The following is a 23319-nucleotide window of genomic DNA, read 5'->3' on the forward strand; positions in this document are numbered from 1 at the left end:
CAATGACAGAGAGGCGGCACCCGAGATGGGTGCCGCCTCTTCGTCTTCGTGTGCAGGGCAGGGTCAGGGTCAGTGCTCGTGACGCGTTTCGCCCTGGGCGTCGCGCACGACCGGCTGGCCCGCCTGCTCCCAAGCGACCATGCCGCCGGTCAGGTTCACCGCGGGGACGCCGGACTGCTCGAGGGCGGCGACCACCCGGGCCGACCGCGCCCCGGAGTGGCAGACGACGATCGCGGGCTGGTCGCCACCGTCGATCTCCTGCCAGCGGGCGACGAGCTCGGACATCGGCACGAGCGTCGCCTCGGGGGCGTGCACCTCGTCCCACTCCCCCTGCTCGCGGACGTCGAACAGTCGGGCGCCCGCGTCCAGCCGACGACGTGCCTCGGCGACGTCGACGTCGTGCACCTCGACCGCCATCAGGCGACCTCGGCCGCGGCGTCGACCTCGCGCTGGCGCTTCTCGGCAGCGCGGGTCTTCCTCGCGTCGGCCTCCTTGACCTTCGGCTCGTTCTCCCGCAGGTGCGCGTACATCGGCGACGCGATGAAGATCGTCGAGTAGGTGCCGACGATGATGCCGATGAAGAGCGCGAGGGAGATGTCGCGGAGGGTGCCGGCGCCGAGCACGTACGATCCGATGAAGAGGATCGCGGCGACGGGCAGCAGCGCGACCACCGAGGTGTTGATCGAGCGGACGAGCGTCTGGTTCACCGCGAGGTTGACCGACTGCACGAAGGTGCGGTGCGACTCCTGCGCGGTGTTCTCGCGCACCTTGTCGAACACCACGACGGTGTCGTAGAGCGAGTATCCGAGGATCGTGAGGAAGCCGATCACCGCGGCCGGCGTCACCTCGAGCCCGACGATGCCGTAGACACCGGCGGTGATGAGCAGGTCGTGCAGCAGCGCGACCATGGCGGACACCGACATCTTCCAGGTGCGGAAGTACAGCGCCATGACGACGGCGGCCAGCGCGAGGAAGATCACGAGGCCGCGGATGGCCTGCGCGAGGACGTCCGCACCCCAGGTGGCACCGATGTAGGTCGAGGCGACCTGGTCGTCGGACACACCGTAGGCCTGCGCGAGCGCGTCCTGCACGTCGCTCGTCTCACGGTCCGTCAGCTGCTCGGTCTGGACGCGGATGCCGTCCTGGCCGACCTGCGAGACGCGCGGGATGCCCTCGGGCACGATCGACTCGACCGTGCGGGTCGCGATGGACTGGTCGAGGTCCTTCGCGTTCGAGATCGTGAACTCGGAACCACCGGTGAACTCGATGCCGAGGTGGTAGCCGCCGCGGAGCCACGGCACCGCAAGCGAGACCACGATGGCGATGATCGCGACGAGGTACCAGGTCTTCCGGCGCCCGACGATGTCGTACGAGCGCTTGCCCGTGTAGAGGTCGCTGCCGAACTGGCTGAAGCTGGCCATCAGTCGTCCTTCCCGTCCGGCGTCGAGCCGTTGTCGCCGGAGGCCTGCTGGGCCTTCCGCTCTGCGATCGTCTGGCGGCGCTGGGCCTCGCCCGCACTCCGCTGGCGCTTGCCGTCGACGACCGGTGCGCGGAACTGCGCACGGCCGCGGTAGACGGCGCCGAGTGCGGACGGGTCGAGTCCGCTGAACCTGTGCCCCTCGCCGAAGAAGCGGCTGCGGGCGATGAGCTGCATCATCGGGTGCGTGAAGAGCACGACGACGACGATGTCGATCAGGGTGGTGAGGAGCAGCGTGAACGCGAAGCCCTTCACGTCGCTGACGGCCAGGATGTAGAGCACGACCGCGGCGAGGAAGTTGATCGAGTCGGACGCCAGGATCGTGCGGAGGGCCCGCCGCCACCCCGCCTCCACGGCGCTCTCGAGGCCGCGCCCGTCGCGCAGTTCGTCGCGGATGCGCTCGAAGTAGACGATGAACGAGTCCGCGGTGATGCCGATCGCGACGATCAGACCGGCAACACCGGCGAGCGACAGGCGGTAGTCCACCCGCCACGACATGATCGCGATGACCAGGTAGGTCAGCACCGCGGCCACACCGAGCGACAGGACCGTCACGAACGCCAGTGCGCGGTACTGGATCACCGAGTAGATGACCACCAGGATCAGACCGATCAGACCGGCGACGAGACCGCCGACGAGCTGGGCGGTGCCGAGCGTCGCCGAGATGTTCTCGTTCGACTGCACCTGGAAGTTGATCGGCAGGGCACCGTACTTGAGCTGATCGGCGAGGGTCTTCGACGACTCGGCGGTGAAGCCACCCGTGATCTGCGCCTTGCCGTTGGTGATCGCGGCGTTGGCCGCCGGTGCCTGGATGACCGTGCCGTCGAGGACGATGGCGAACTGGTTCTGCGGCGGCTGGAGCTGCACGAGGCGACTCGTGACCTGACGGAAGTCGTCCGAGCTCTGCCCTCGGAAGGTCAGGTTGACCGCCCACTCACCGGTCGTCGCACCCTGACTGTCGGTGGCGAGGCCCGAGGTCGCGTTGCTGATGCCCGAACCGGAGACCTCGACGGGGCCGAGGATGTACTTGGCGGCACCGTCCTGGTCACACGTGACGAGCGGCTCGTCGTCCGGCGCCGCGGTGACGTCGTCCGGCGCAGCGCAGTTGTAGTTCGTGTACAGGTCCTGGAGCGCCGGGGTCACCTGCGCGAGGTCACTGCCGTTGGTCGGCTTCGTGCTCGGGGTGGCGTCGAGCGACGCGGGCGGCGAGTACGGCGTCGGCGAGGCGGTCTTGCCGTCGCTCCCGCCGACCGCCGAGTTCGTGGCGGCTTCCGTGTAGAGCACCGGGCGGAAGGTCAGCTTCGCCGCGGCCTCGATCCGGTCGATCGTCGCCTTGTCGGGCTTGCCCGGGATCGACACCACGATGTTGTTCGTGCCCTGCGTGTTGATCTGGGACTCGGAGACGCCGGTCGCGTTGATGCGCTGGCGGATGATGTTGACCGCCTGGTTCAACTGCTGCGAGGTGACGGAACCGCCCTCGGTGTTCTGCGCCGCGAGCGTCAGCTGCGTGCCGCCCTGCAGGTCGAGCGCCAACTCCGGGACCCAGCTCGCGCCGGCGAACCACTCGTTGGTGTCGTCCTTGCTGTTGGCGGCGAGCACCGACGCGGCGGTGTTCAGGCCCGCCAGGGCGGCCATGATGATCACCAACCAGGTGAGCGAGCGCAACGCCTTCTTGACGGGTGTCGATCGTGCCACCGGTCGTCTCGTCTTTCTGTTCAGGACCGACGGCGGCGAGGCCGGCGGCAGGAGGTGTGGTCGCCGGGTCGGTGGACCCGGCGACCGGGGAGCATCAGTCTTCGGTCTTGCGCTTCGCCGGGTCGACCTCGTCGACACGCTCGCCGTAGACCGGCTCACCGTTCAGCTCGGCGACCGGCTTCGGGGCGGTGGTCTCGTCGTCGGCCACGACGGCGGTCTCGACGTCGGACGCGTCCTCGTCGACCACGCGCGACAGGGTCTGGCGGTGCACCGTCACGACCGTGCCGGGAGCGACCTCGACGTCCGCCGTGACCTTGTCGTCGTCGACGGACACGAGCGTGCCGTAGAGGCCGAACGAGAGCATGACGCGGGAGCCCGGGACCATCTTCGTCTGGAGCTCCGCCTGCTGCTTCTTGCGCTTGCGGCTGCTGTAGAACATGAACGCGGCGAACGCCACGATGATGACGATGAGGAAGAGTGATTGGTCCATGGGGGCGGTGCCTTCTCTGGTTGCTCGGATCCAGCCGGAGCGGTCGCTGCTCGGCTTCGGGCCGTAGCAGTCTAGGGCACGGGTGTGTCCGTGATCGGGCAGGTCACCGTGAGCGTCCTGACCGACTGCGAGGGCCGGTCGGGCGAAATACCGTGTACCAGCGTACCGTACAGGCGATCACTCGTCGAACAGGCCGAGCTGTCCGGCGGTGCTGTCCCCCGGGGTCATGCCGAAGTGCCGCCACGCCTGCGGGGTGGCGATCCGGCCACGCGGTGTCCGGGTGACGAGGCCGACGCGCACGAGGAACGGCTCGACGACCGACTCGATCGTCTCGGACTCCTCGCCGACGGACACCGCGAGGGTGTTCAGGCCGACCGGTCCGCCGTCGAAGCGCGTCAGCATGGTCTCGACGACGGCGCGGTCGAGACGGTCGAGGCCGAGGTCGTCGACGTCGTAGAGGTCGAGCGCGCCCTGCACGGCTGCCATGCCGTCCGTCGTGCGGTGCACGAGCGCGAAGTCACGCACCCGTCGCAGCAGGCGGTTCGCGATGCGGGGTGTCCCGCGTGAACGACCCGCGATCTCCCGGAGCGCCGAGCGGTCGATCGCGAGCTCGAGCAGGTGGGCCGCACGGATGAGGACCTGCTCGAGTTCGTCCTTCTCGTAGAACTCCAGGTGGGCGGTGAACCCGAAGCGGTCGCGGAGCGGGTTCGGCAGGAGGCCGGCACGGGTGGTCGCGCCGACGAGGGTGAACGGTGCGAGGTCGAGCGGGATGCTCGTCGCACCGGCACCCTTGCCGACCATGACGTCGATGCGGAAGTCCTCCATCGCGAGGTAGAGCATCTCCTCCGCCGAACGCGCCATCCGGTGGATCTCGTCGATGAAGAGGACCTCGCCGGGAACGAGCGAGGAGAGCACCGCGGCGAGGTCACCGGCGTGCTGGATCGCCGGTCCGCTCGACATGCGCAGCGGACGGCCGGACTCGTGCGCGACGATCATCGCGAGCGTCGTCTTGCCGAGCCCGGGCGGACCGGCCATCAGGATGTGGTCCGGGGTCCGGTCCTGCAGCGCGGCGGCCCGGAGGAGCAGGTCGAGCTGCCCGCGGACCTTCCGCTGCCCGACGAACTCGTCGAGCGACTTCGGGCGGAGCGCCCCCTCGAAGGCGAGCTCCTCCTGCGACTCGGCGCCCGCGGACGTGATGCCGCTCACCGACCGGCTCCGGCCGGACGCAGCGTCCCGAGTGCGGCGCGGAGCAGGGCCTGGGTGCCCATCGCCGCCGCACCCGGGTCGCCGGCGACGACGGCGTCGACCGCGGACTGCGCCGCGTCCTCGCGCCAGCCGAGCCCGACGAGGGCGGTCACGACGTCGACCGCCGCGGGGTGGGCGGTCGCCGCACCGGCGGTGGTGGGGAGGGCTGCCTGCTCGAAGGCGACGAGCTTGCCGGAGAGTGCGACCGTGATGAGCTTGGCGGTCTTGGGGCCGATGCCCGAGACCTTGCGGAACGCGGCGTCGTCCTCGCTCGCGACGGCGTTCGCGACCTGCGCCGGGTCCATGTGGGCGAGGACGCCGAGCGCGGACTTCGGGCCGACGCCGGAGACGCTGCGGAGCAGGTCGAACACCTGCAGCGCATCGGTCGACTCGAAGCCGAACAGCTGCTGCTCGTCCTCGCGCACGATCATCGCCGTGCGCAGGAAGACCTCGGCGCCGTGCCGCATGGTGAGGGCGTGCGCGGGCGTGACCGTGACGGCGTAGCCCACTCCCCCGACCTCGATCACGACGGCCGATCCGGCGACGTCGATGCAGGTTCCCCGGAGGCTCGCGATCATGCCCACGAGCCTAGGGCCGCCCGCCGACGAAGCCGGACCGCCGCGCGGCCGCAGCCTCGGCGCGCGCGAGGGGCGTGTCGGCGGTGCCTGCCTGCGCGTCGCGCCACGCACGCTGCGCCGGGGTGAGCGTCGCCGGGCCGGGGCCGACCCGGTCGGGTGATCCGAGCCTCCAGGCATGGCACACGGCCAGGGCGAGCGCGTCCGCGGCGTCGGCGGGCTTCGGTGCCTCGTCGAGACCGAGCACGCGCGCGATCATCGTCTGCACCTGCCGCTTGTCCGCGTTGCCGTAGCCGGTGACGGCGGCCTTCACCTCGGACGGTGTGTGCAGACCGACGGGCAGGCCCCGGGCCGCTGCTGCGTGCAGCGCGAGCCCGGAGGCCTGTGCGGTCCCCATGACGGTCCGGACGTTCGCCTGCGCGAACACCCGCTCGACCGCGACGGCGTCCGGACGGTGCTCGTCGATCTCGGCCTCGATGCCCTGCGCGATGCGCAGCAGCCGCTGCTCGAGCGCCATGTCGGCCGGCGTGCGCACGACCGTGACGTGCACCAGCCGGGCCCGCCGGTTCGGTGCGACCTCGACCACGCCGACGCCGCACCGGGTGAGCCCGGGGTCGACCCCGAGCACCCGGAGCACCGGCTAGTCCTCGTCCTCGTCGAGCTCGGCCTGGACGTCCGCGGGGATGTCGAAGTTGGCGTAGACGTTCTGCACGTCGTCGCTGTCCTCGAGCGCGTCGATCAGCTTGAAGACCTTGCGCGCGGTGTCCGCGTCGACCGGGACCTTCACGCCGGGCACGAACTCGGCGTCGGCGGAGTCGTAGTCGATGCCGGCGTCCTGCAGCGCGGTGCGGGCCGCGACGAGGTCGCTCGCCTCGGTGATGACCTCGAAGCCGCCGCCCTGGTCGACGACGTCCTCGACACCCGCGTCGAGGACGGCCGTCATGACGGTGTCCTCGTCGAGCCCGTCGACCTTCGTCACCGAGATGACGCCCTTGCGCGAGAAGTTGTAGGCGACGCTGCCCGGGTCGGCCATGGTGCCGCCGTTGCGGGACATCGCCGTCCGGACCTCGGCCGCGGCGCGGTTCTTGTTGTCGGTGAGGCACTCGACGAGCATCGCGACGCCGTTCGGGCCGTAGCCCTCGTACATGATCGTCGTGTACTCGATCGACTCACCGGTCAGGCCGGCGCCGCGCTTGATGGCGCGGTCGATGTTGTCGTTCGGCACCGAGGTCTTCTTGGCCTTCTGCACGGCGTCGACCAGCGTCGGGTTGCCCGACAGGTCGGCACCGCCCATCTTGGCGGCCACCTCGATGTTCTTGATGAGCTTGGCGAACGACTTCGCACGGCGCTGGTCGATGACCGCCTTCTTGTGCTTGGTCGTTGCCCACTTGGAATGCCCGGACACGGTGCTCCTTGGTCTCGCTGAAGATCCGGATCAGTTTACCGGCCCGGGAGGCACGGTGCCGCCCCGGCGCGCTGGTCGCGTGCAGCGTGTGGTCGGGGCGCGGCGGGGCAGGCGGAGCGGACCAGGTCAGGCGGAGCGGACCAGGTCGAGGAAGCGCCGGTGGAAGCGGTCCTCGCCGGCGACCTCGGGGTGGAACGCACTCGCGATGACGTTGTCCTGCTGCACCGCGACCACCTGGCCGTCGGACAACGCGCCGAGCACCTGCACCCCGTCGCCGTGCTCTTCCACCACGGGCGCACGGATGAACACCGCGTGCACCGGGGCGTCGCCGAGCGCCGGCATCGGGATGTCGGTCTCGAACGAGTCGTTCTGGCTGCCGAACGCGTTCCGCCGCACCGTGGTGTCGAGGACGTCGAGCGTCTGCTGCCCGGGGATGCCCGCGGCGATGCGCGAGGACAGCATGATCATGCCCGCGCACGTGCCGTACGTGGGGAGTCCGCCGCGGATCGCCGCCGACAGCGGTCCGGCCACGCCGAACGCACGGGACAGCTTGTCCATGACGCTCGACTCGCCGCCGGGGATCACGACGCCGTCGAGCGCCGCGATCTCCTCCGGCCGCCGGAGCGGCACGACGTCCGCGCCGAGCTCCGTCAGCGAGGCGATGTGCTCGCGGAAGTCACCCTGCAGCGCCAGGACCCCGATGCGGGGCCGGGCGCTCACCAGCCGCGCTCGGCGAGGCGGTGCGGCGCGGGAACGTCGGCGACGTTGATGCCGACCATCGCCTCGCCCAGCCCGCGGGAGACCTCGGCGATGACCTTCGGGTCGTCGTGGAAGGTGACGGCCTTGACGATGGCGGCGGCGCGCTTCGCAGGGTCGCCCGACTTGAAGATGCCGGAGCCGACGAACACGCCGTCCGCGCCGAGCTGCATCATCATCGCGGCGTCGGCCGGGGTGGCGACACCACCAGCGGTGAAGAGCACGACCGGGAGCTTGCCCGTCTGCGCGACCTCCTTGACCACGTCGAACGGGGCCTGGAGCTCCTTGGCCGCGACGTAGAGCTCGTCCTCCTTGAGGTACCGCAGCGCCGCGATCTCCTTCGAGATCGTGCGGATGTGCTTCGTGGCCTCGGACACGTCGCCCGTACCGGCCTCGCCCTTGGAGCGGATCATCGCCGCACCCTCGGTGATGCGACGGAGCGCCTCGCCCAGGTTGGTGGCACCGCAGACGAACGGCGTGGTGAAGTTCCACTTGTCGATGTGGTTGACGTAGTCGGCCGGCGAGAGGACCTCGGACTCGTCGATGTAGTCGACGCCGAGCTCCTGCAGGACCTGCGCCTCGACGAAGTGACCGATGCGGGCCTTCGCCATGACCGGGATCGACACCGCGGCGATGATCTCCTCGATCATCGACGGGTCGGACATGCGGGCGACACCGCCCTGCGCGCGGATGTCGGCAGGGACGCGCTCGAGCGCCATGACGGCGGTCGCGCCCGCTTCTTCCGCGATGCGGGCCTGCTCGGCGTCGATGACGTCCATGATGACGCCACCCTTGAGCATCTCCGCGAGGCCGCGCTTGACGCGGTCGGAGCCGGTGATCGAGGTGCCGTTGGTGCCCGGGGTGCTGGTGCTGTCGCTCATGATGCCGACAGTCTAGTCCGCGGCGGGCCAGCCCTCGGCGACGAGTCGGCGGGTGTCACCGAGCAGCTGGGACATCGACTTCGTCCGCGCGATGATCGGGAAGAAGTTCGAGTCCGAGGCCCACCGCGGCACGATGTGCTGGTGCAGGTGCGCGGCCACACCGGCTCCGGCGACCTCGCCCTGGTTCATCCCGATGTTGAAGCCGTCGCAGTGCGACACCGCCCGCAGCACGCGCATCGCCGTCTGCGTCAGTTCCGCCATCTCGCGGGTCTCCTCCGGCGTCGCCTCGTCGTAGAGCGGGACGTGCCGGTAGGGGCAGACGAGCAGGTGCCCGTTGTTGTACGGGAAGAGGTTGAGCAGCACGTAGGCGTGCGCACCGCGGGCGACGATCAGGCCGTCCTCGTCGGACATGCCCGGGGCGGCGCAGAACGGGCAGTCATCGTCGTGCCCGCGCCCCACGCCTTCCCGACCGGCGTCGATGTAGGCCATCCGGTGCGGGTTCCAGAGGCGCTGGAAGGCGTCCGGTACGGCGGCGCCGGTCGCGGCGTCGCGGATCACCAACCGCTCGTCGGCGGCCTCGGAACCGGCCACGTCGACGACGTGACCGGTCCCCGGGACCTGCTCCGGGCCTCCCGGCCGTTCCTGGTCCATCAGACCTGCGCGCGGTCGCGGATCGCGGTGAGGATGCGGTCCACCGCCTCGTCCACCGGCACGCCGTTGTCCTGGCGACCGTCGCGGAAGCGGAACGACACCGCACCGGCGTCGCGGTCGTCACCGCCCGCGATGAGCTGGAACGGCACCTTGGCCTTGGTGTGCGTGCGGATCTTCTTCTGCATGCGGTCGTCCGAGTGGTCGACCTCGGCGCGGACGCCGTGCGCGCGCAGCTTCGCGACGACCTCGTCGAGGTAGTCGCCGTACTCGGCCGCGACCGGGATCGCGACGACCTGCACCGGGGAGAGCCACGCCGGGAACGCGCCCGCGTAGTGCTCGGTGAGGACGCCGAAGAAGCGCTCGATCGAGCCGAACAGGGCACGGTGGATCATCACCGGGCGCTGCCGGGAGCCGTCCGGTGCCGTGTACTCGAGCTCGAAGCGCTCCGGCAGGTTGAAGTCGAGCTGCACGGTCGACATCTGCCACGTGCGGCCGATCGCGTCGCGGGCCTGCACCGAGATCTTCGGGCCGTAGAAGGCCGCGCCAGCGGGGTCCGGGACGAGCTCGAGGCCCGACTCCTCGGCGACCTCGCGCAGGGTGTTCGTCGCGACCTCCCACACGTCGTCGTCGCCGACGTACTTCTCCGGGTCCTTCGTGGAGAGCTCGAGGTAGAAGTCGTCGAGGCCGTAGTCGCGGAGCAGCGACAGCACGAACTGGAGGGTCGTGGTCAGCTCCTCCTTCATCTTCTCCTGCGTGGTGAAGATGTGGGCGTCGTCCTGCGTCATGCCGCGCACGCGGGTCAGGCCGTGGATCACGCCGGACTTCTCGTTGCGGTAGACCGTGCCGAACTCGAACATCCGCAGCGGCAGGTCGCGGTAGGACCGGGCCTGCGAGCGGTACGCCAGGATGTGCATCGGGCAGTTCATCGGCTTGAGGTAGTAGTCCGCCCCCTGCCGCGTGACGTTGCCGTCCTCGTCGCGGGCCTCGTCCATGTGCATGGCCGGGAACATGCCGTCCTTGTACCAGCCGAGGTGACCGGACTGCTCGAACAGGTCGCCCTTGGTGATGTGCGGCGTGTAGACGAAGGAGTAGCCCTCCTGCTCGTGCCGACGGCGCGAGTAGTCCTCCATCTCGCGGCGGATGATGCCGCCCTTCGGGTGGAAGATCGCCAGGCCCGAGCCGATCTCGTCCGGGAACGAGAACAGGTCGAGCTCGGCACCGAGCTTGCGGTGGTCGCGCTTCGCAGCCTCCTCGAGACGGAGCTGGTAGGCCTTGAGCTGGTCCTTGTCCGGCCATGCGGTGCCGTAGATGCGCTGCAGCTGCGGGTTCTTCTCCGAGCCGCGCCAGTACGCCGCCGCGACGCGCATGAGCTTCGAGGCGTTGCCGATCCACCGGGTGTGCGGCACGTGCGGGCCGCGGCAGAGGTCCTGCCAGACGACCTCGCCCGACTTCGGGTCGACGTTCTCGTAGACCGTCAGTTCGCCGGCGCCGACCTCGACGCTCTCACCGGAGTCGCCCTCGCCCGCGGCGCCCTTGAGCCCGATGAGCTCCTGCTTGAAGGGCTCCCCCGCCATCCGCTCGCGCGCCTCGTCGTCGGTGACGACGACGCGTCGGAAGCGCTGGGCCTGCCGGATGATCCGGTCCATGCCCTTCTCGATCGCCTTGAGGTCCTCCGGCGTGAACGGCTCGGTGACGTCGAAGTCGTAGTAGAAACCGTCGGTCACGGGCGGCCCGATGCCGAGCTTGGCGTCCGGGTTGATCTGCTGCACGGCCTGGGCGAGCACGTGCGCGGCCGAGTGGCGGAGGATGTCGAGGCCGTCCTGCTCCTGCAGGGTGACCGCCTCGGCGGTCTCGCCGTCCTGCACCGCCGCGTCGAGGTCCTTCAGGACGCCGCCGACGCGGATCGCGACCACACCACGCTCGCCGTCGAAGAGCTCGGTGCCCGTCGTGGTCGTCGTCGCGGTGCGGGGCTCGGGTGCCTGGGGCAGGTCTGCGGGCGCTGGTGCGACTGACTCGGTCACGATCGTGGTGCTCCTCGGTTGGTTCAGGGGTGGGTCAAGACTAGTGCGCGGCGGCGGACGCTCAGGCGGGGACGCGGCCGAGTGTGGTGACGGGCAGGCGGGGCTCGAGGCGCTCGCGACCGGCGAGTCCGTCGAGCTCGAGCAGCGACGCGAAGCCGACCGCCTCGTACCCCGCGCGCTCGAGCAGCGTGACGGTCGCCGCCGCGGTGCCGCCGGTGGCGAGGACGTCGTCGACGACGAGCACCCGCGTGCCCTGCGGCAGCTGCCCCGGGCGGAGTTCGAGCTCGGCCTCGCCGTACTCGAGCGCGTACTGCTCGCTGAGGACCTCGCCGGGGAGCTTGCCGGCCTTGCGGACGGTCAGCACACCGACCTGGTGCTGCGCCGCGATGCCGCCGGCGAGGGCGAAGCCGCGCGCCTCGATGCCGGCGACGGCCTGGAACCCGCCGCCGATCGCGAACGGCGCCGCGAGGGCCTCGCACACGCGGCCGAAGGCCACGGGGTCCGAGAAGACCGGCGTCACGTCGCGGAAGAGGATGCCCGGCTTCGGGAAGTCCGGGACGACGGCGGTGAGGCGTTCGACGAGTGCAGCTGCGGTTTCGGTCACCGGACAACGGTACGGGAGGCACGGGGGTGCGTCGTGCGCAGCCGGCCCCTCGCCGCGTGGCCGGCCCCTCGCCGCGTGGCCGGCCCCCACCGTCGAACCACGGAGACGACGTCGAACCAGGCGGGTGACCTGGTTCGACGTCGGTTCCGTGGTTCGATCACCGCCGCGACGAGCGCGGCGGTCGCGGGCGGGCGGGCGGGCTGGGCGCTGCGCCGCGTCAGCGCCAGAGGCGCATCGCGGCGCCCTGCGTGAGCCAGTCGAGCTCGCGCTCGCGCCGCTCGCGTTCGAGCCGCTGACGGGTCGCGAGGTCGACCGAGGGGCGGACGTGGTGCGTCCGACGACTCCAGATGATCAGCGACATGCCGATCCGGAGGGCGATGCGGTCGGCGAGCGTGACCCGGCTGCGCACCGCGCGGGTGCCGGGGGGACGGACGTCGGTGTCGTTCGACACGGTGGTGCCTTTCGTGGGTGCCCGAGGGCATGACGGAGAACCCGACCACCGAGCGCACGAATGCGTCGGGAACGGGTCAGCGAGATCGCCCGGAGAATGCGGGCGAGAATGACCGCAGGGCGCGCAGGAATGCGCACGGCTGCATTGTCGGTGACCGGTTGCGGTCACCGTGTGGAGTCGTCGCGTGAGACGTCCGCCGCTCGCGGTCCGACCTCGGCGCACGCGCACCGTGCCCGGTTGGCCGCCGTCAGCAGGACGGACGACCGCGGACGGCACGGTGTGTGCGGCCCGTCACAGCGGGGCTGTGCGGGCACGACCGGAGCGGCACCACGTCAGGGGTGCGACGACCTCGGTCGGTCGAGGGAGGACGGCTGGAGCGGGACGTCCCGCGTCAGTGCGAACGGAGCGGGGTGCCGTCGATCGCGCGGACTCCACGGAACGGGTTCATCGCGGTGATCATCATTGTCGGCCCCCTCTCGGTCTCGTACAGCCGGTGATGCTCGTGAACACTATCGGCGTCGGGAATGCGAGCGCAACCCTTTCTTCCCACATTTCTGGAATTGCATCGCAGAACACGCGGACGCAGCACGGCCCCGGTACCGCTGGGGTACCGGGGCCGTGCTGCGCGTGGTTGCGGCTAGACCGTTGCCGGGGCGGATGCGCGGGCCACGAGCCCGCCGTCCTCGACGTCGATCCGGACGGTGTCACCGTCGTGCGCCTGCTCGTCCACCACCAGGGTCGCGATGCGGTCGTCGACCTCGCGCTGGATCAGCCGCCGGAGCGGGCGGGCGCCGTACTCCGGCTCGTAGCCGTGCTCGGCGAGCCAGTCGGTTGCAGCGTCCGACACCGACAGGGTCATGCTCTGCGCGAGGAGCCGGAGCGCGGTGTCCTGCAGCAGCAGGTCGACGATCGACCGGAGCTGTCCGCGCTCGAGCTTGCGGAACAGCACGATGTCGTCGATCCGGTTGATGAACTCCGGCCGCATCGACTCGCGCAGCCGGCCCATGACGCGGGCGCGCAGGTCGTCCTCGGTGTAGCCGCCGTCCGCCGATGCCGAGAACCCGAGGGCCCCGGAGCGGGACGCGAGGAACTCCGACCCGATGTTCGACGTCATGATGACGACCGTGTTGCGGAAGTCGACCGTGCGCCCCTGCCCGTCGGTGAGCCGTCCGTCGTCCAGCACCTGCAGCAGCAGGTTGAAGACGTCGGGGTGGGCCTTCTCGACCTCGTCGAGCAGGATCACCGAGTACGGGTTGCGACGGACGCGCTCCGTGAGCTGCCCGGCCTCGTCGTAGCCGACGTACCCGGGAGGGGCACCGACCAGGCGGGACACGGTGTGCCGTTCGCCGAACTCGCTCATGTCGAAGCGGAGCATGGCGGACTCGTCGCCGAACAGCGACCCGGCGAGGGCCTTCGCGAGCTCGGTCTTGCCGACGCCCGTCGGGCCGAGGAACAGGAAGCTGCCGACCGGGCGACGCGGGTCGCCCATGCCGGTGCGGCTGCGCCGGACCGCGGTCGCGACGGCGCGCACGGCGTCGTCCTGGCCGACGACGCGCTCGTGGAGCTCGTCCTCGAGGGAGGCGAGCCGGGAGCGGTCGCCCTGCGTCAGGCGCGTCGCGGGGATGCCGGTGGCGCGGGACACCACCTCGGCGATGTCGGCCTCCGTGATCGTGCGGTCGGCGGGGGTCGGACGGGAGGCGCTGCTCCCGTCACCCGAGGAGGCTGCGGTGATCCGCGCCTCCAGTCCGTCGATCTCGTCGCGCAGGCGCGACGCCTCCTCGTACCGCTCGTCGGCCACCGCGCGGTCCTTGTCGGCATGCAGCTCGGCGACCTGGTCGCGGAGCGCCTCGGTGTCGACGTCGCCCGACAGGGCGAGACGACGACGGGCGCCCGCCTGGTCGACGAGGTCGATGGCCTTGTCCGGCAGGTGCCGGTCCGTGACGTAGCGGTGCGAGAGCTCGACCGCGGCGCGGAGGGCCTCGGGCGTGTACTCGACGTCGTGGTGCTCGGCGTACCGAGGGGCGAGCCCACCGAGGATCGCGACGGCGTCCTCGACGCTCGGCTCCCCCACCGTGACCGGCTGGAAGCGACGCTCGAGCGCGGCGTCCTTCTCGATGCGCCGGTACTCGTTCAGGGTCGTCGCGCCGACCAGGTGCAGGTCGCCGCGCGCCAGTCGGGGCTTGAGGATGTTGCCGGCGTCCATCGAGCCGCCCTCGCCGCCGCCGCCCGCACCGACGACCGTGTGGAGCTCGTCGACGAACACGATGAGCTCGTCGGCGTGTGCCGCGATCTCGTCCATCGCCTTCGTCAGGCGCTCCTCGAAGTCACCGCGGTAGCGGGTGCCGGCGAGCATGCCGGGCAGGTCGAGAGCGACCACGCGCTTGCCCTGCAGGAGGACGGGCACGTCGCCGTCGGCGATGCGCTGCGCGAGGCCCTCGACGATGGCCGTCTTGCCGACACCGGGCTCACCGATGAGGACGGGGTTGTTCTTCGTGCGACGGAGCAGGATCTCGACCGTCTGCTCGATCTCGTCGGCACGGCCGATCACCGGGTCGATGCGACCGTCGCGGGCGCGCTCGGTGAGATCGGTGCCGAACTGGTCGAGCGTCGGGGTGTCGCTCTCGGTCGTCGTGGTGTCGGGCATCGGGCGCCCCTCTCGTGCTGCTGCCGCGGCCTGCTGGGCGAAGTCCTGCACGGCCTGCGGGGTGACACCGGCGCTCGCGAGCAGCTGCCCGGCGACGGTGTCCTGGTCGGTGACGAGCGCGAAGAAGACGTGCTCGGGGTCGGTGTAGGTGCTGCCGAAGCCCTTGGCGGCCTGGGTCGCCTCGAGCAGGATCCGCTGCGCGGTGCCGGTCAGCGTCGGGCGCCCCTCGACGGGCTCGTCGGTCGGGGCGGGGAGGCGCTCCTCGACCTCGGCGGCGAAGCGCTCGGGGTCGACGCCGGCGTGGCGGAGCACCGCGGCGAAGGGGTCGGCGCCCACGAGCACGTGCAGGACGTGCAGGGCGTCGATCTCGCGCTGCCCCTGCGACGCCGCGTACTCGGCGGTGCGCTGGAGCAGGTCGTGCGTGCGGCGGCTGAGCAGCCGCGTGATGTCGACCGGTCGCCCGAACGGTACGGACCGCTGGGCGCCGGACTGCTGTGCCGCGAGCAGGCGGGCGAGGAACGCGTCGAACGCGTCGCTGCTGCCGGTCGGGCCGAACGTCTCTGGCAACGGGACCTCCTGGGGAACTTGAGTGCCTTCGACTCAATGCAACGCAGGAGGCGCCGGGTCATTCCCGGGAGGTGGAAGAAGTTGCGTCGGCTCGACTCAGGTCCGCGCCGGGGTCCTGTTCAGGTCCGCGCGATGGCCGCGGTCGAGGCGTCGGTGACGCGGACGAGGTCGGTCGGAGCGACCTCGATGTCGAACCCGCGACGGCCTCCGGAGACGAAGATGCTCGGGTAGGTCAGCGCCGACTCGTCGACGACCGTGCGGAGCGGCGTCTTCTGCCCGACCGGACTGATCCCGCCGACGACGTACCCGGTCCGCTTCTCGGCGAGGGCCGGCTGCGCCAGCGTCGCCTTCTTGCCGCCCAGGGCTGCGGCGATCGCCTTGAGGTCGAGTCGGTTCGCGACGGGGACGACCGCGACCGCGAGCTGCCCGTCGACCGAGACCACCAGGGTCTTGAAGACCTGCTCCTCGCGGAGGCCGAGCGCCGCGGCTGCTTCCTCGCCGAAGTTCGTCGCCGTCTCGTGGTGCTCGTAGACGTGCGGCGTGAACGGGATCCCCGCCCGCTCGAGGGCGAGGGTCGCTGGGGTGCTCGGCGATCCTGCGGTCATGCCTGTGATCCTGCCCGTCCACACCCGACGGTCCGCCGCGGCACGCGGGCGTTACGCTGAACCGACCATGACCGTCATCGAGCTCCTGCTGCGTGCCGTCGCCGCGCTCCAGCTCGGTGACGCCTCGGTGGCCTCCCCCGCGCCGCTGCTCGCCGTCGCCGCCCTCGGCCTGGCGGCGGTGGCCGCGACGGTCTTCGTCGTCCGCGTGCTCGCCACGGTGCTCGGGCTCGACGTCGACCCGACCGCCGACGGCCGGACGAGGGAGGCCGTCGAACGGCCGACGCGGATCGGGTGGCGGCACCCGGACGCCGATGGTCACGTGCGGTCGCGAGCGCCGGGCGCGGTGACGCCGGCCTGACCACCCGCGGGTGGTCGGGTCACGCGACCGCGTACCCCTCCACCGAACGGATCGTCATGGACGTCACCACCCTGCCCGTCGTCGGGAGCCTGCTGCACGCCGGCGCCGACCTGCTCACCGCCCTCACCGACGGGCTCGCGCCCGTCGCGGGGGCCGCCGCGGCCGCACTCGCGATCGTCCTCGTCACGCTCGCCGTCCGCACGGCGCTCGTCCCGCTCGCCGTGCTGCAGGTGCGGGCCGAACGGGACCGCCGTCGCCTGGCGCCGCAGATCGCAGCACTCCGCCGTCGGTACGGCAGCGACACGCGTCGGCTCCAGGAGGCGCTGCAGCGGCTGTACACGGCGGAGCACGTCTCGCCGCTCGCCGGCTGCCTGCCGGTGCTCGCGCAGGCTCCGGTCCTGTCGCTCGTGTACACGCTCTTCACCCACGCGTCCGTCGCGGGCGCCGCGAACGCCCTGCTCGACTCCACCCTCGTCGACATCCCGCTCGGACACACGCTCCTCGCGGTGCTGGCAGGACCGCTCTGGACGCACGCCTGGATCGTGCTCGTGCTGCTCGGCGTGCTCGCCGTCACGGTCGAGCTGTCGCGGCGTGCCGGTTCCCGCTGGAACCCCGTCGACGCACCGGTTCCCGGAACGCCCGGCGGCGGGACCGGGGCGGCCGTGGCCCGGTGGGTGCCGTTCGTCTCCGTCGCCTTCGCCGCGGTGGTCCCGCTCGCCGCGACGCTGTACGTCGTCACGAGTGCGGTGTGGACGCTCGGCGAGCGGGCCGTGCTGCGGCGACTGGTGCGCTGAGCTCGGTCGGTGCCGCCAGGGTGCCTAGCCGCCCTGGCCCTCCTGCTGCGGGCCCTGGTCGACCGGGTCGTACTCCGACCCGCGGCCCTGCTCCTCGTCGGGCGTCGGCACGTGGCGCTCGGTGCCGCTCCCCCCGGGGCTCGTCGCGACGTAGTCGGCCTCGCCGGACTGGGTGTCGTGACTGAGCGCCTCGAGGGTCTCCGGGTCGGCGTCGTGCCGGACGGCGTCGTGTCGTTCCTCGCCGGGCCGTTCGTCGTGTGGCGCGCCGTGCCGGTCCGTCGTGGGCGGGGTCGTCGGCACGTCGGTGGCGGACGCGGGGTCACGGTCGGGGCTCATGGCTCCCGTCTACCCCCTCGAACTGGGCGGGTACGCGGACCGGCCGGCCCCCGCACCGGGGCGGACGGCGCTGCGCCTCGGTGGGAACATGGGCGACGTCCGGTGCGTCCGGACCGGGAGTGCGCATGGCAGACGACGACGTCACCGCGGAACGGGCACGACTCGAGGCGCTCGCGTGGGGTGCCGGGTCGTCGGCCGAGGCCGCCGCTCGGGCGCGGGCCGCGCTCCGGGACCTCGACGTGCGACAGGACCCCGACGCGCGACCAGAACAGGACATGCGGACGGATCACGACGCCCGGCCGGAGCCCGACGCACGTCTGCACCGCGACACACGACCCGACCCCGGCACGCACCGGGCGTCCGACGGTGGCGCGGCGACGACGACGGGAGCCGAGCCGGCGGGACGGACCGGCACCGCCGGTACCGAGCCGGGGAGCGACGGGGGCGCGGTGGACGACGGGGGTGGGGCGGGCCTCCCGGCCGGACCGACGACCTGGCGGACACGAGCCCGCTCACTGCTCTGGACCGCGCGCCCGCGCGCCTGGATCGCGCTCGGTGCCGCGGCCGTGCTCGGCCTGACGTTCGCCGCCGGGACGCTCGTCGGCACCTCGCACGACCAGCCCGCCGCCGCGCCGAGCACGACGCCGAGTGCCGGGACGGTCACGCTCGAGGAGCTCCTCGACATCCCGCAGACGTACGCCGACCAGCTGCCGGGTCCGGTCGAGGCGCCGGTGAGCCTGCGGACCACGCGGCTCGTGTTCACGAACCGGGCGCTCGACGGCAGCTCGTTCGAGACGCCCTGGAACGTCTGGGCCGGCGTCGGCACCGACCGCGAGACCATCTGCCTGGTGGCGACCGCGAACCGACTCGAGTCGACGACCGCCTGCTACCCGCGCGAGGACGCCCTGCACGGGAACGTCTCGCTCTCGGCGCAGTCGATGAGCGGCACGCTGACCGTCACCCTGCGGGGCGGCGGCGTCCAGGGCACCGTGACGAACGAGAACTGACCGGGGAATGTCCGCTCCCGCGGTGCGTTGGAGCGCTCCTGTGACTTTCCGCGGGGGTCTCGCGCGATCCGGATGCAGCGTGCAACACTGGAGGAGCGCACTCGCCGTGGAGTCGTCCCACAACACCACGTCCGGGTCGGTCGACCCGGACGACGAACCGCGAGCGCGCCCCGCACCCCCACCGTCAGGACGGTGAGCTGCTGCGTGCTCCGGTGTCCCCCGGAGGAGGTCAGCAGCGTGTCCACCAACACCACCACCTCGGCCGTGTCGACGCACACGAGGCCGATCACCGTCACCAGCAGGTCCGTCGTCGGCATCGCCGTGCTCGGTCTCGCGACGTTCTTCGCGATCACGACCGAGCTCATGCCGGTCGGCCTGCTCGGCACCATGAGCCGTGACCTCGGCGTCTCCGAGTCCACCATGGGCGTCGTCGTGACCGTGTACGCGGCGGCCGTGGCGATCCTCGCGCTGCCGCTCACCGCGTTCACCGCGCGGCTCCCCCGCAAGGCGGTGCTCGTCGCCACCCTGGTCGGCTACGCGGTGTCGAACGTGATGGTCGCGCTCGCCCCGACCTTCGCCGTCGTCTGCGCCGGCCGCGTCGTCGGCGGTGTCGCACACGCGCTGTTCTTCTCGGTCGCGTCGGCCTACGCGACCCGCATCGTGCCGCCCCGGCTGGCCGGCCGGGCGATCGCCTTCGTCTACTCCGGCAGCTCGCTCGGCTTCGTCCTCGGGGTGCCCCTGGCGACCTGGGTCGCGCAGAGCACCGGCTGGCGGCCGGCCGTCGGCGGGGTCGCACTCGCCGCCGCGGCGCTCGCCGTGGTCGCCGTGGCGTTCCTGCCGAGCGTCGGCGGGAGCGCGTCGCCGCACATCGGTTCGCCGCGGGCGTGGGCACGCACCGGCCTGCTGGCCGTCGTGGTCGCCGACCTGCTGCTCTTCGCGGGCCACTACGTCGTCTACACCTACATCGGCCCCTACGCGATCGACGCCGGGCTCGACGCCGGCATGGTGAGCGGCGCACTCCTCGTGCTCGGCGGCACCGGGGTCGTCGGGCTCTGGCTCGCCGGGGTCTTCGTCGACCGTGCGCCGCGGCAGACGCTCGTCGCCGCCGTCGCCGTGATGGCGGGGGCCTTCGCCGTGCTGCCGTTCGTCCACGGCTCCCTGCTCGGCACCATGGCGGTCGCCGGCGTGTGGATGGCCGCGAACGGGACGACCGGCACGCTCTTCATGGCGGCGGCCATCCGGACCGGGGGCGTCTCCCCCGACATCGCCGGCGCGCTCGTGAACGGTGCCTCGAACATCGGGATCGCGGGCGGTGCGGCGATCGGCGGCCAGGCCCTCGGGCTCGTCGGGCTGCAGTACCTGCCGTTCGCGGGGGCCGTCGTGCTCGTGGGGTCGCTCGGCGTCGTGCTCGTGGCACGTCGCGGCTTCCCGGTGCACACGCACACGCAGGAGCACCTGTCGACGTCGTCGATCGAGGCGATCACGTCGTCGCTCGCGGTGGTCACCACCTCGGTGCCGGTGGTCAGCCGGGCGATCCAGACGCTGACCGGGTCGGTCGCCGTGAGCACGGGGTCGGTGCGCACGCGTCGCCAGCGCTGAGGCACGTCCCGCGCGCGGCGCTCGGCGGGCAGGTGCGCCGACTCGCCCGATCGCCGGTCGTCGAGGTTCCACGATCCCGGGACCTCGGCGCGGTCGACGTGGCTCCTCGGCACCCCGGGGCTGTGCTGACGGCGAGTCCTGGGACCTCGACGGTGCGCGGCGGGCGGATCGTGCAGGCCCTGTGGCCCGGTGACGCCGGCCGGGAGGCTCGGTGCGGCTCCGGCGGTGCGCCCCGCCTGGTCACGGAACGGGCCGGGGCGGGTCGGCAGTGCGCCGACCCGCCCCGTCCTCGTCACCGGGTCAGTCCTGCAGGTGCGTCGTGCGGCGACGGTTCCGCACGGCCCGGAACGTCAGCAGACCGCCGCCCAGCAGGACGAACGCGCCCGCGGCGATCAGCCCCGGCGTGAGCTCCGTACCGGTGAACGCGAGTCCACCGCCCGTCACGCTGCCACCCGCGCTGCCGACCGGCACGGTCGTCGGCCCGGTGCCCGGCTCGACCGGTGCGGTCGGAGCGGGCGTCGGCTGCGTGGTCGGGGGCACCGCCACGGCCGGCAGCGCGATCGCCAGCGGTGTCGGGGTCGCACCGACGGCGGCCGTCGTCACCGCCACGGGCTCGCTGGCGAGGTCCTCGACGCCAGCGATCACCGAGTAGGCGGTGCTCGGGCGCAGTCCGGTCAGGTCGAACGCGCCGTCCGCGTCCGTCGTGGCCTCGACGGGGCTGCCGTCGGCCGGGTCGACAGGCGTCGCGACGACCTCGGCTCCGCGCACGGCCGCGCCGTCGGCGTCCGTCACGGTTCCCGGCTGCTCCACGGTCGGCAGCGGCAGGACGAACGCGACCGGCGTCGGTGCGGCTCCGGACCCGGCCGAGGTGACGGTCCGGGGGGCCGCTCCGTCGACCGTCAGCACGTAGGGCGTCGCGGGCGTCAACCCGACGAGGTCGAACGACCCGTCGGCACCCGTGCTGCCCTGGACGTCGGCACCGGCACCCGCATCGACCGGGCGGGCGGTGACGGTCTTCCCGGCGACCGGCGTGCCGTCGGTGTACGTCACCGTCCCCGCCTGCGACACGGTCTGCGGGACCGGTGCGACGAAGGGGAAGTCCGCCGTCACCGTGCCGTCGGCCGGGACCGTGACGGCGACCTCGGTCGGTCCCGTGGCCCCCGCCACCGGAGCGACGGTGCGGACCGTGTAGCTCCCCGGACGCAGGCGGAGGTCGTACGAGCCGTCCGCCGCGGTCTCGACCGTCACGACGACCTGGTCGCCCTGCACGAGTTCGATCGTCACGGGCGAGGTCGGTGCCACGCCGTCGAGCGTCACACGACCGCTCACCGTCCCCAGCGGTGCCTGGACGACGATCGGCGGCACGGTCGCCGACGGAGCACCGTCCGCGCCCGTGGTCGCCGTCACCGGCGTCGCGCCGGCGGTGGTGGCGCTGATCGCCGTCCCCGCGGGCAGGCCCGAGGCGCTCCACCGCCCCTCGCTGTCGCTGACCACCTCGGCCAGGACCGTGCCCGTCGCCGGGTCGGTCACCGTGACGGTGGCGTCGGCGACCGGGAGGCCGTCCTCGTCCACCACGGTGCCGTCGACCTCGACCGTGCCGGGAGGCGTGCTGAAGGCGAAGTCGGCGCCGGTGACGTCGCTGCGCAGGGACACGGCGGCCGGTGCCCGGTCGACCGCCGCGTTGTCGGGCGTGGCGATCGACACCCGGTAGCCGTCGGCCTGCGTCAGGGCGTCGAACGAGTACGCGCCGTCGGCACCGGTCGTGGTGGTGTACTCGGTGCCGTTCGGTGCGGTCGCGGTCACCAGGGCCCCGGGCAGCGGAGCGCCGTCGAGGGTCGCGACGCCGGACAGGGACGAGGTGCGGTTCGCGAACCAGGTCTGGTAGACGGGGAACCCGCTCCGCTGCTGGTACGTGATCGTCAGGGTGCCGAGCGAGGCGGTCGGCGTGAACCACGCGGTGGCTCCGTCCGTGTCGCTCGCCGTCGGGTTGCCGACGAGGACGCCGGTCGTCGCGTTCCACGTCGGGACGTCCCGCCCGGTGGTACCGTCGCCGTCCGTGTCGCAGGACCAGCCGCCCGGTGAGCCCGCGGAACACGAGTTGTACGCCCCGGCGAAGCCCAGCTGCGCGACCGAGGCGGGGGTGCCGTCCGCGAGCGTCGCCGTGATGGTGGCCTGGTCGGCGTCGATGTCGCCCAGCACGAACGACCACCCGCCGGCGCCCGGGGTGCCACCCGCGAAGGTGTAGGTGGTGACGGCGGGGCTGGTCGCGTTGTCCGTGTCGGGTCGCTGGTTGACGTACGAGTTGCCCCGGCTGCTGCCGTACTCGGCTCCGGGCGGCGTCGAGGGCCCCTGCCAGGTCGACGCGCCGGAGACCACCTGCGTCTGGCGCGAGGTCGACGTGAACGTGGTCTCCGGGAAGCCCGGCAGCGCGACGGCTCCGCTGTACGCGCGGGCGGACCCGGCGACGGTGAAGACGCCCCAGTGCCCCGCGGTCGCGGCGGAGGCGCTCGTCACGCCGCTCACCGCCAGCCCGGCCCCGAGGACGACGGCGATGCCGCCGGCGGTGATGGTGCGCGATCCGCGCATGTGTGCTCCCCTGTGTCGGCGCCACCTGTCCTTGACGCTTCCTCAGGCTATCCGTGTCCCGCTGACGGGGGCCGGTTCCGAGGTCACGGATCGGTGACGGCGGACACCAGCCGGTCGAGTGCGACCACCTGTCCCGCCACGAGCAGCTCGCGCGCCTCGTCGACCGGGACCCACCGCGCCTCGTCGACCTCCGGCACCTCGACGAAGCGGCCGGACCCGCGCGGCAGCTCGAGCCGCACGGTGTTGCTCCGGACCACGTCGACGACGAACCCCTCGGCCGGCAGGGCGAACACCCGGACCCGCTTGCCCGACGCCTGGCGGACCTCGCCGAGGTCGACGACCTCTCCGTCGGGAGCCGCGACGCCGATCTCCTCGGCGAACTCGCGGCGGGCCGCGGCGAGGGCGTCCTCGCCCTCCTCGAGCAGTCCCTTCGGGATCGACCACGCCCGCGGGCGGCGCCGCCAGAACGGTCCGCCCATGTGCGCGAGGAACACCTGCAGGTCGCCGTCGTGCGGCGAACCGCGGTGCAGCAGGAGCCCGGCGCTGGTGACCACGGGTCGAGCGTACCGAGC

23 protein-coding genes are annotated in these 23319 nt (G+C 72.2%); 4 read left to right on the plus strand and 19 right to left on the minus strand.

All coding sequences use genetic code 11. From position 1 onward, the window contains the following. Positions 1–69: 69 nt before the first annotated feature. The 16 genes from QUG92_RS10350 to ybaK all read right to left on the minus strand — a co-directional run bounded on the left by QUG92_RS10350 (position 70) and on the right by ybaK (position 16067). Positions 70–417, minus strand: a complete 348-nt coding sequence (locus tag QUG92_RS10350) for a rhodanese-like domain-containing protein (RefSeq protein ID WP_289458958.1) — start codon at positions 415–417, stop codon at positions 70–72. Continuing rightward, entirely contained in the window at positions 417–1421 is a 1005-nt protein-coding gene (gene secF, locus QUG92_RS10355) for a protein translocase subunit SecF (RefSeq protein ID WP_182047524.1), read from the minus strand. Before secF ends, QUG92_RS10350 begins: the two co-directional genes overlap by 1 nt. Further along, positions 1421–3172 carry a protein translocase subunit SecD gene (gene secD, locus QUG92_RS10360; protein WP_182047523.1) on the minus strand — a complete coding sequence of 584 codons (1752 nt, stop codon included), beginning with the start codon at positions 3170–3172 and terminating at the stop codon, positions 1421–1423. Before secD ends, secF begins: the two co-directional genes overlap by 1 nt. Before the next feature lie 94 nt (positions 3173–3266). Next, a complete protein-coding gene (locus QUG92_RS10365; RefSeq protein ID WP_182047522.1) occupies positions 3267–3662 on the minus strand; it encodes a preprotein translocase subunit YajC in 396 nt (131 codons plus the stop codon). A 177-nt stretch (positions 3663–3839) separates the two neighbouring features. Then, the gene (gene ruvB / locus QUG92_RS10370; RefSeq protein ID WP_289458960.1) at positions 3840–4868 is read right to left on the minus strand and encodes a Holliday junction branch migration DNA helicase RuvB; all 1029 of its coding nucleotides are present in this window, start codon (positions 4866–4868) and stop codon (positions 3840–3842) included. Then, positions 4865–5485, minus strand: coding sequence for a Holliday junction branch migration protein RuvA (gene ruvA / locus QUG92_RS10375; RefSeq protein ID WP_182047520.1), 621 nt, complete (start codon positions 5483–5485; stop codon positions 4865–4867). The genes ruvB and ruvA overlap by 4 nt, the downstream gene beginning before the upstream one ends. 10 nt (positions 5486–5495) lie before the next feature. Then, positions 5496–6119, minus strand: coding sequence for a crossover junction endodeoxyribonuclease RuvC (ruvC, locus tag QUG92_RS10380; protein ID WP_069710906.1), 624 nt, complete (start codon positions 6117–6119; stop codon positions 5496–5498). Between the two features lie 3 nt (positions 6120–6122). Beyond that, positions 6123–6887, minus strand: coding sequence for a YebC/PmpR family DNA-binding transcriptional regulator (locus QUG92_RS10385; protein WP_069710907.1), 765 nt, complete (start codon positions 6885–6887; stop codon positions 6123–6125). Between the two features lie 126 nt (positions 6888–7013). Beyond that, positions 7014–7610, minus strand: coding sequence for a pyridoxal 5'-phosphate synthase glutaminase subunit PdxT (gene pdxT, locus QUG92_RS10390; RefSeq protein WP_411469369.1), 597 nt, complete (start codon positions 7608–7610; stop codon positions 7014–7016). After that, positions 7604–8524, minus strand: coding sequence for a pyridoxal 5'-phosphate synthase lyase subunit PdxS (pdxS, locus tag QUG92_RS10395; RefSeq protein ID WP_069710909.1), 921 nt, complete (start codon positions 8522–8524; stop codon positions 7604–7606). The genes pdxT and pdxS overlap by 7 nt, the downstream gene beginning before the upstream one ends. A 12-nt stretch (positions 8525–8536) precedes the next feature. Beyond that, entirely contained in the window at positions 8537–9175 is a 639-nt protein-coding gene (locus tag QUG92_RS10400) for an HIT family protein (protein ID WP_182047518.1), read from the minus strand. Further along, positions 9175–11163: a threonine--tRNA ligase gene (gene thrS, locus QUG92_RS10405; RefSeq protein WP_289459136.1), complete on the minus strand. Its 1989-nt coding sequence runs from the start codon at positions 11161–11163 to the stop codon at positions 9175–9177. The genes QUG92_RS10400 and thrS overlap by 1 nt, the downstream gene beginning before the upstream one ends. A gap of 94 nt (positions 11164–11257) precedes the next feature. Beyond that, positions 11258–11800, minus strand: coding sequence for an adenine phosphoribosyltransferase (locus QUG92_RS10410; RefSeq protein ID WP_069710910.1), 543 nt, complete (start codon positions 11798–11800; stop codon positions 11258–11260). Between the two features lie 217 nt (positions 11801–12017). Continuing rightward, the gene (locus QUG92_RS10415) at positions 12018–12251 is read right to left on the minus strand and encodes a hypothetical protein (RefSeq protein WP_182047517.1); all 234 of its coding nucleotides are present in this window, start codon (positions 12249–12251) and stop codon (positions 12018–12020) included. Positions 12252–12888: 637 nt separating this feature from the next. Continuing rightward, positions 12889–15462, minus strand: a complete 2574-nt coding sequence (locus QUG92_RS10420) for an ATP-dependent Clp protease ATP-binding subunit (protein WP_289458962.1) — start codon at positions 15460–15462, stop codon at positions 12889–12891. A gap of 119 nt (positions 15463–15581) precedes the next feature. Next, positions 15582–16067 (minus strand): Cys-tRNA(Pro) deacylase, encoded by a 486-nt coding sequence (gene ybaK, locus QUG92_RS10425; protein WP_069710913.1) that lies wholly within the window; start codon positions 16065–16067, stop codon positions 15582–15584. 67 nt (positions 16068–16134) lie between these two features. Here ybaK and QUG92_RS10430 point away from each other — a divergent pair, with 67 nt between their 5' ends. After that, positions 16135–16425: a DUF6412 domain-containing protein gene (locus QUG92_RS10430; RefSeq protein ID WP_182047515.1), complete on the plus strand. Its 291-nt coding sequence runs from the start codon at positions 16135–16137 to the stop codon at positions 16423–16425. Positions 16426–16481: 56 nt separating this feature from the next. Continuing rightward, positions 16482–17219, plus strand: coding sequence for a YidC/Oxa1 family membrane protein insertase (locus tag QUG92_RS10435; protein ID WP_289458963.1), 738 nt, complete (start codon positions 16482–16484; stop codon positions 17217–17219). Positions 17220–17243: 24 nt separating this feature from the next. Here QUG92_RS10435 and QUG92_RS10440 read toward each other — a convergent pair whose 3' ends face one another. Further along, the gene (locus tag QUG92_RS10440; protein WP_182047513.1) at positions 17244–17555 is read right to left on the minus strand and encodes a hypothetical protein; all 312 of its coding nucleotides are present in this window, start codon (positions 17553–17555) and stop codon (positions 17244–17246) included. 125 nt (positions 17556–17680) lie between these two features. Between QUG92_RS10440 and QUG92_RS10445 the strand changes: the two genes are divergently transcribed. Both QUG92_RS10445 and QUG92_RS10450 read left to right on the plus strand, forming a co-directional pair. Next, a complete protein-coding gene (locus tag QUG92_RS10445) occupies positions 17681–18562 on the plus strand; it encodes a hypothetical protein (RefSeq protein ID WP_182047512.1) in 882 nt (293 codons plus the stop codon). A 237-nt stretch (positions 18563–18799) separates the two neighbouring features. Continuing rightward, on the plus strand, positions 18800–20161 hold the full coding sequence (locus QUG92_RS10450) for an MFS transporter (protein ID WP_289458964.1): 1362 nt from the start codon (positions 18800–18802) through the stop codon (positions 20159–20161). A 300-nt stretch (positions 20162–20461) separates the two neighbouring features. On the opposite strand, the gene QUG92_RS10455 is transcribed toward QUG92_RS10450, so the two are convergent. Further along, positions 20462–22747, minus strand: coding sequence for a carboxypeptidase-like regulatory domain-containing protein (locus QUG92_RS10455; RefSeq protein WP_289458965.1), 2286 nt, complete (start codon positions 22745–22747; stop codon positions 20462–20464). A gap of 83 nt (positions 22748–22830) precedes the next feature. Beyond that, on the minus strand, positions 22831–23301 hold the full coding sequence (locus tag QUG92_RS10460; protein ID WP_289458967.1) for an NUDIX hydrolase: 471 nt from the start codon (positions 23299–23301) through the stop codon (positions 22831–22833). Positions 23302–23319 lie beyond the last annotated feature (18 nt).

Origin of the sequence: Curtobacterium citri (genome assembly GCF_030362955.1) — a bacterium.
Classification (GTDB): Bacteria; Actinomycetota; Actinomycetes; order Actinomycetales; family Microbacteriaceae; genus Curtobacterium; species Curtobacterium citri.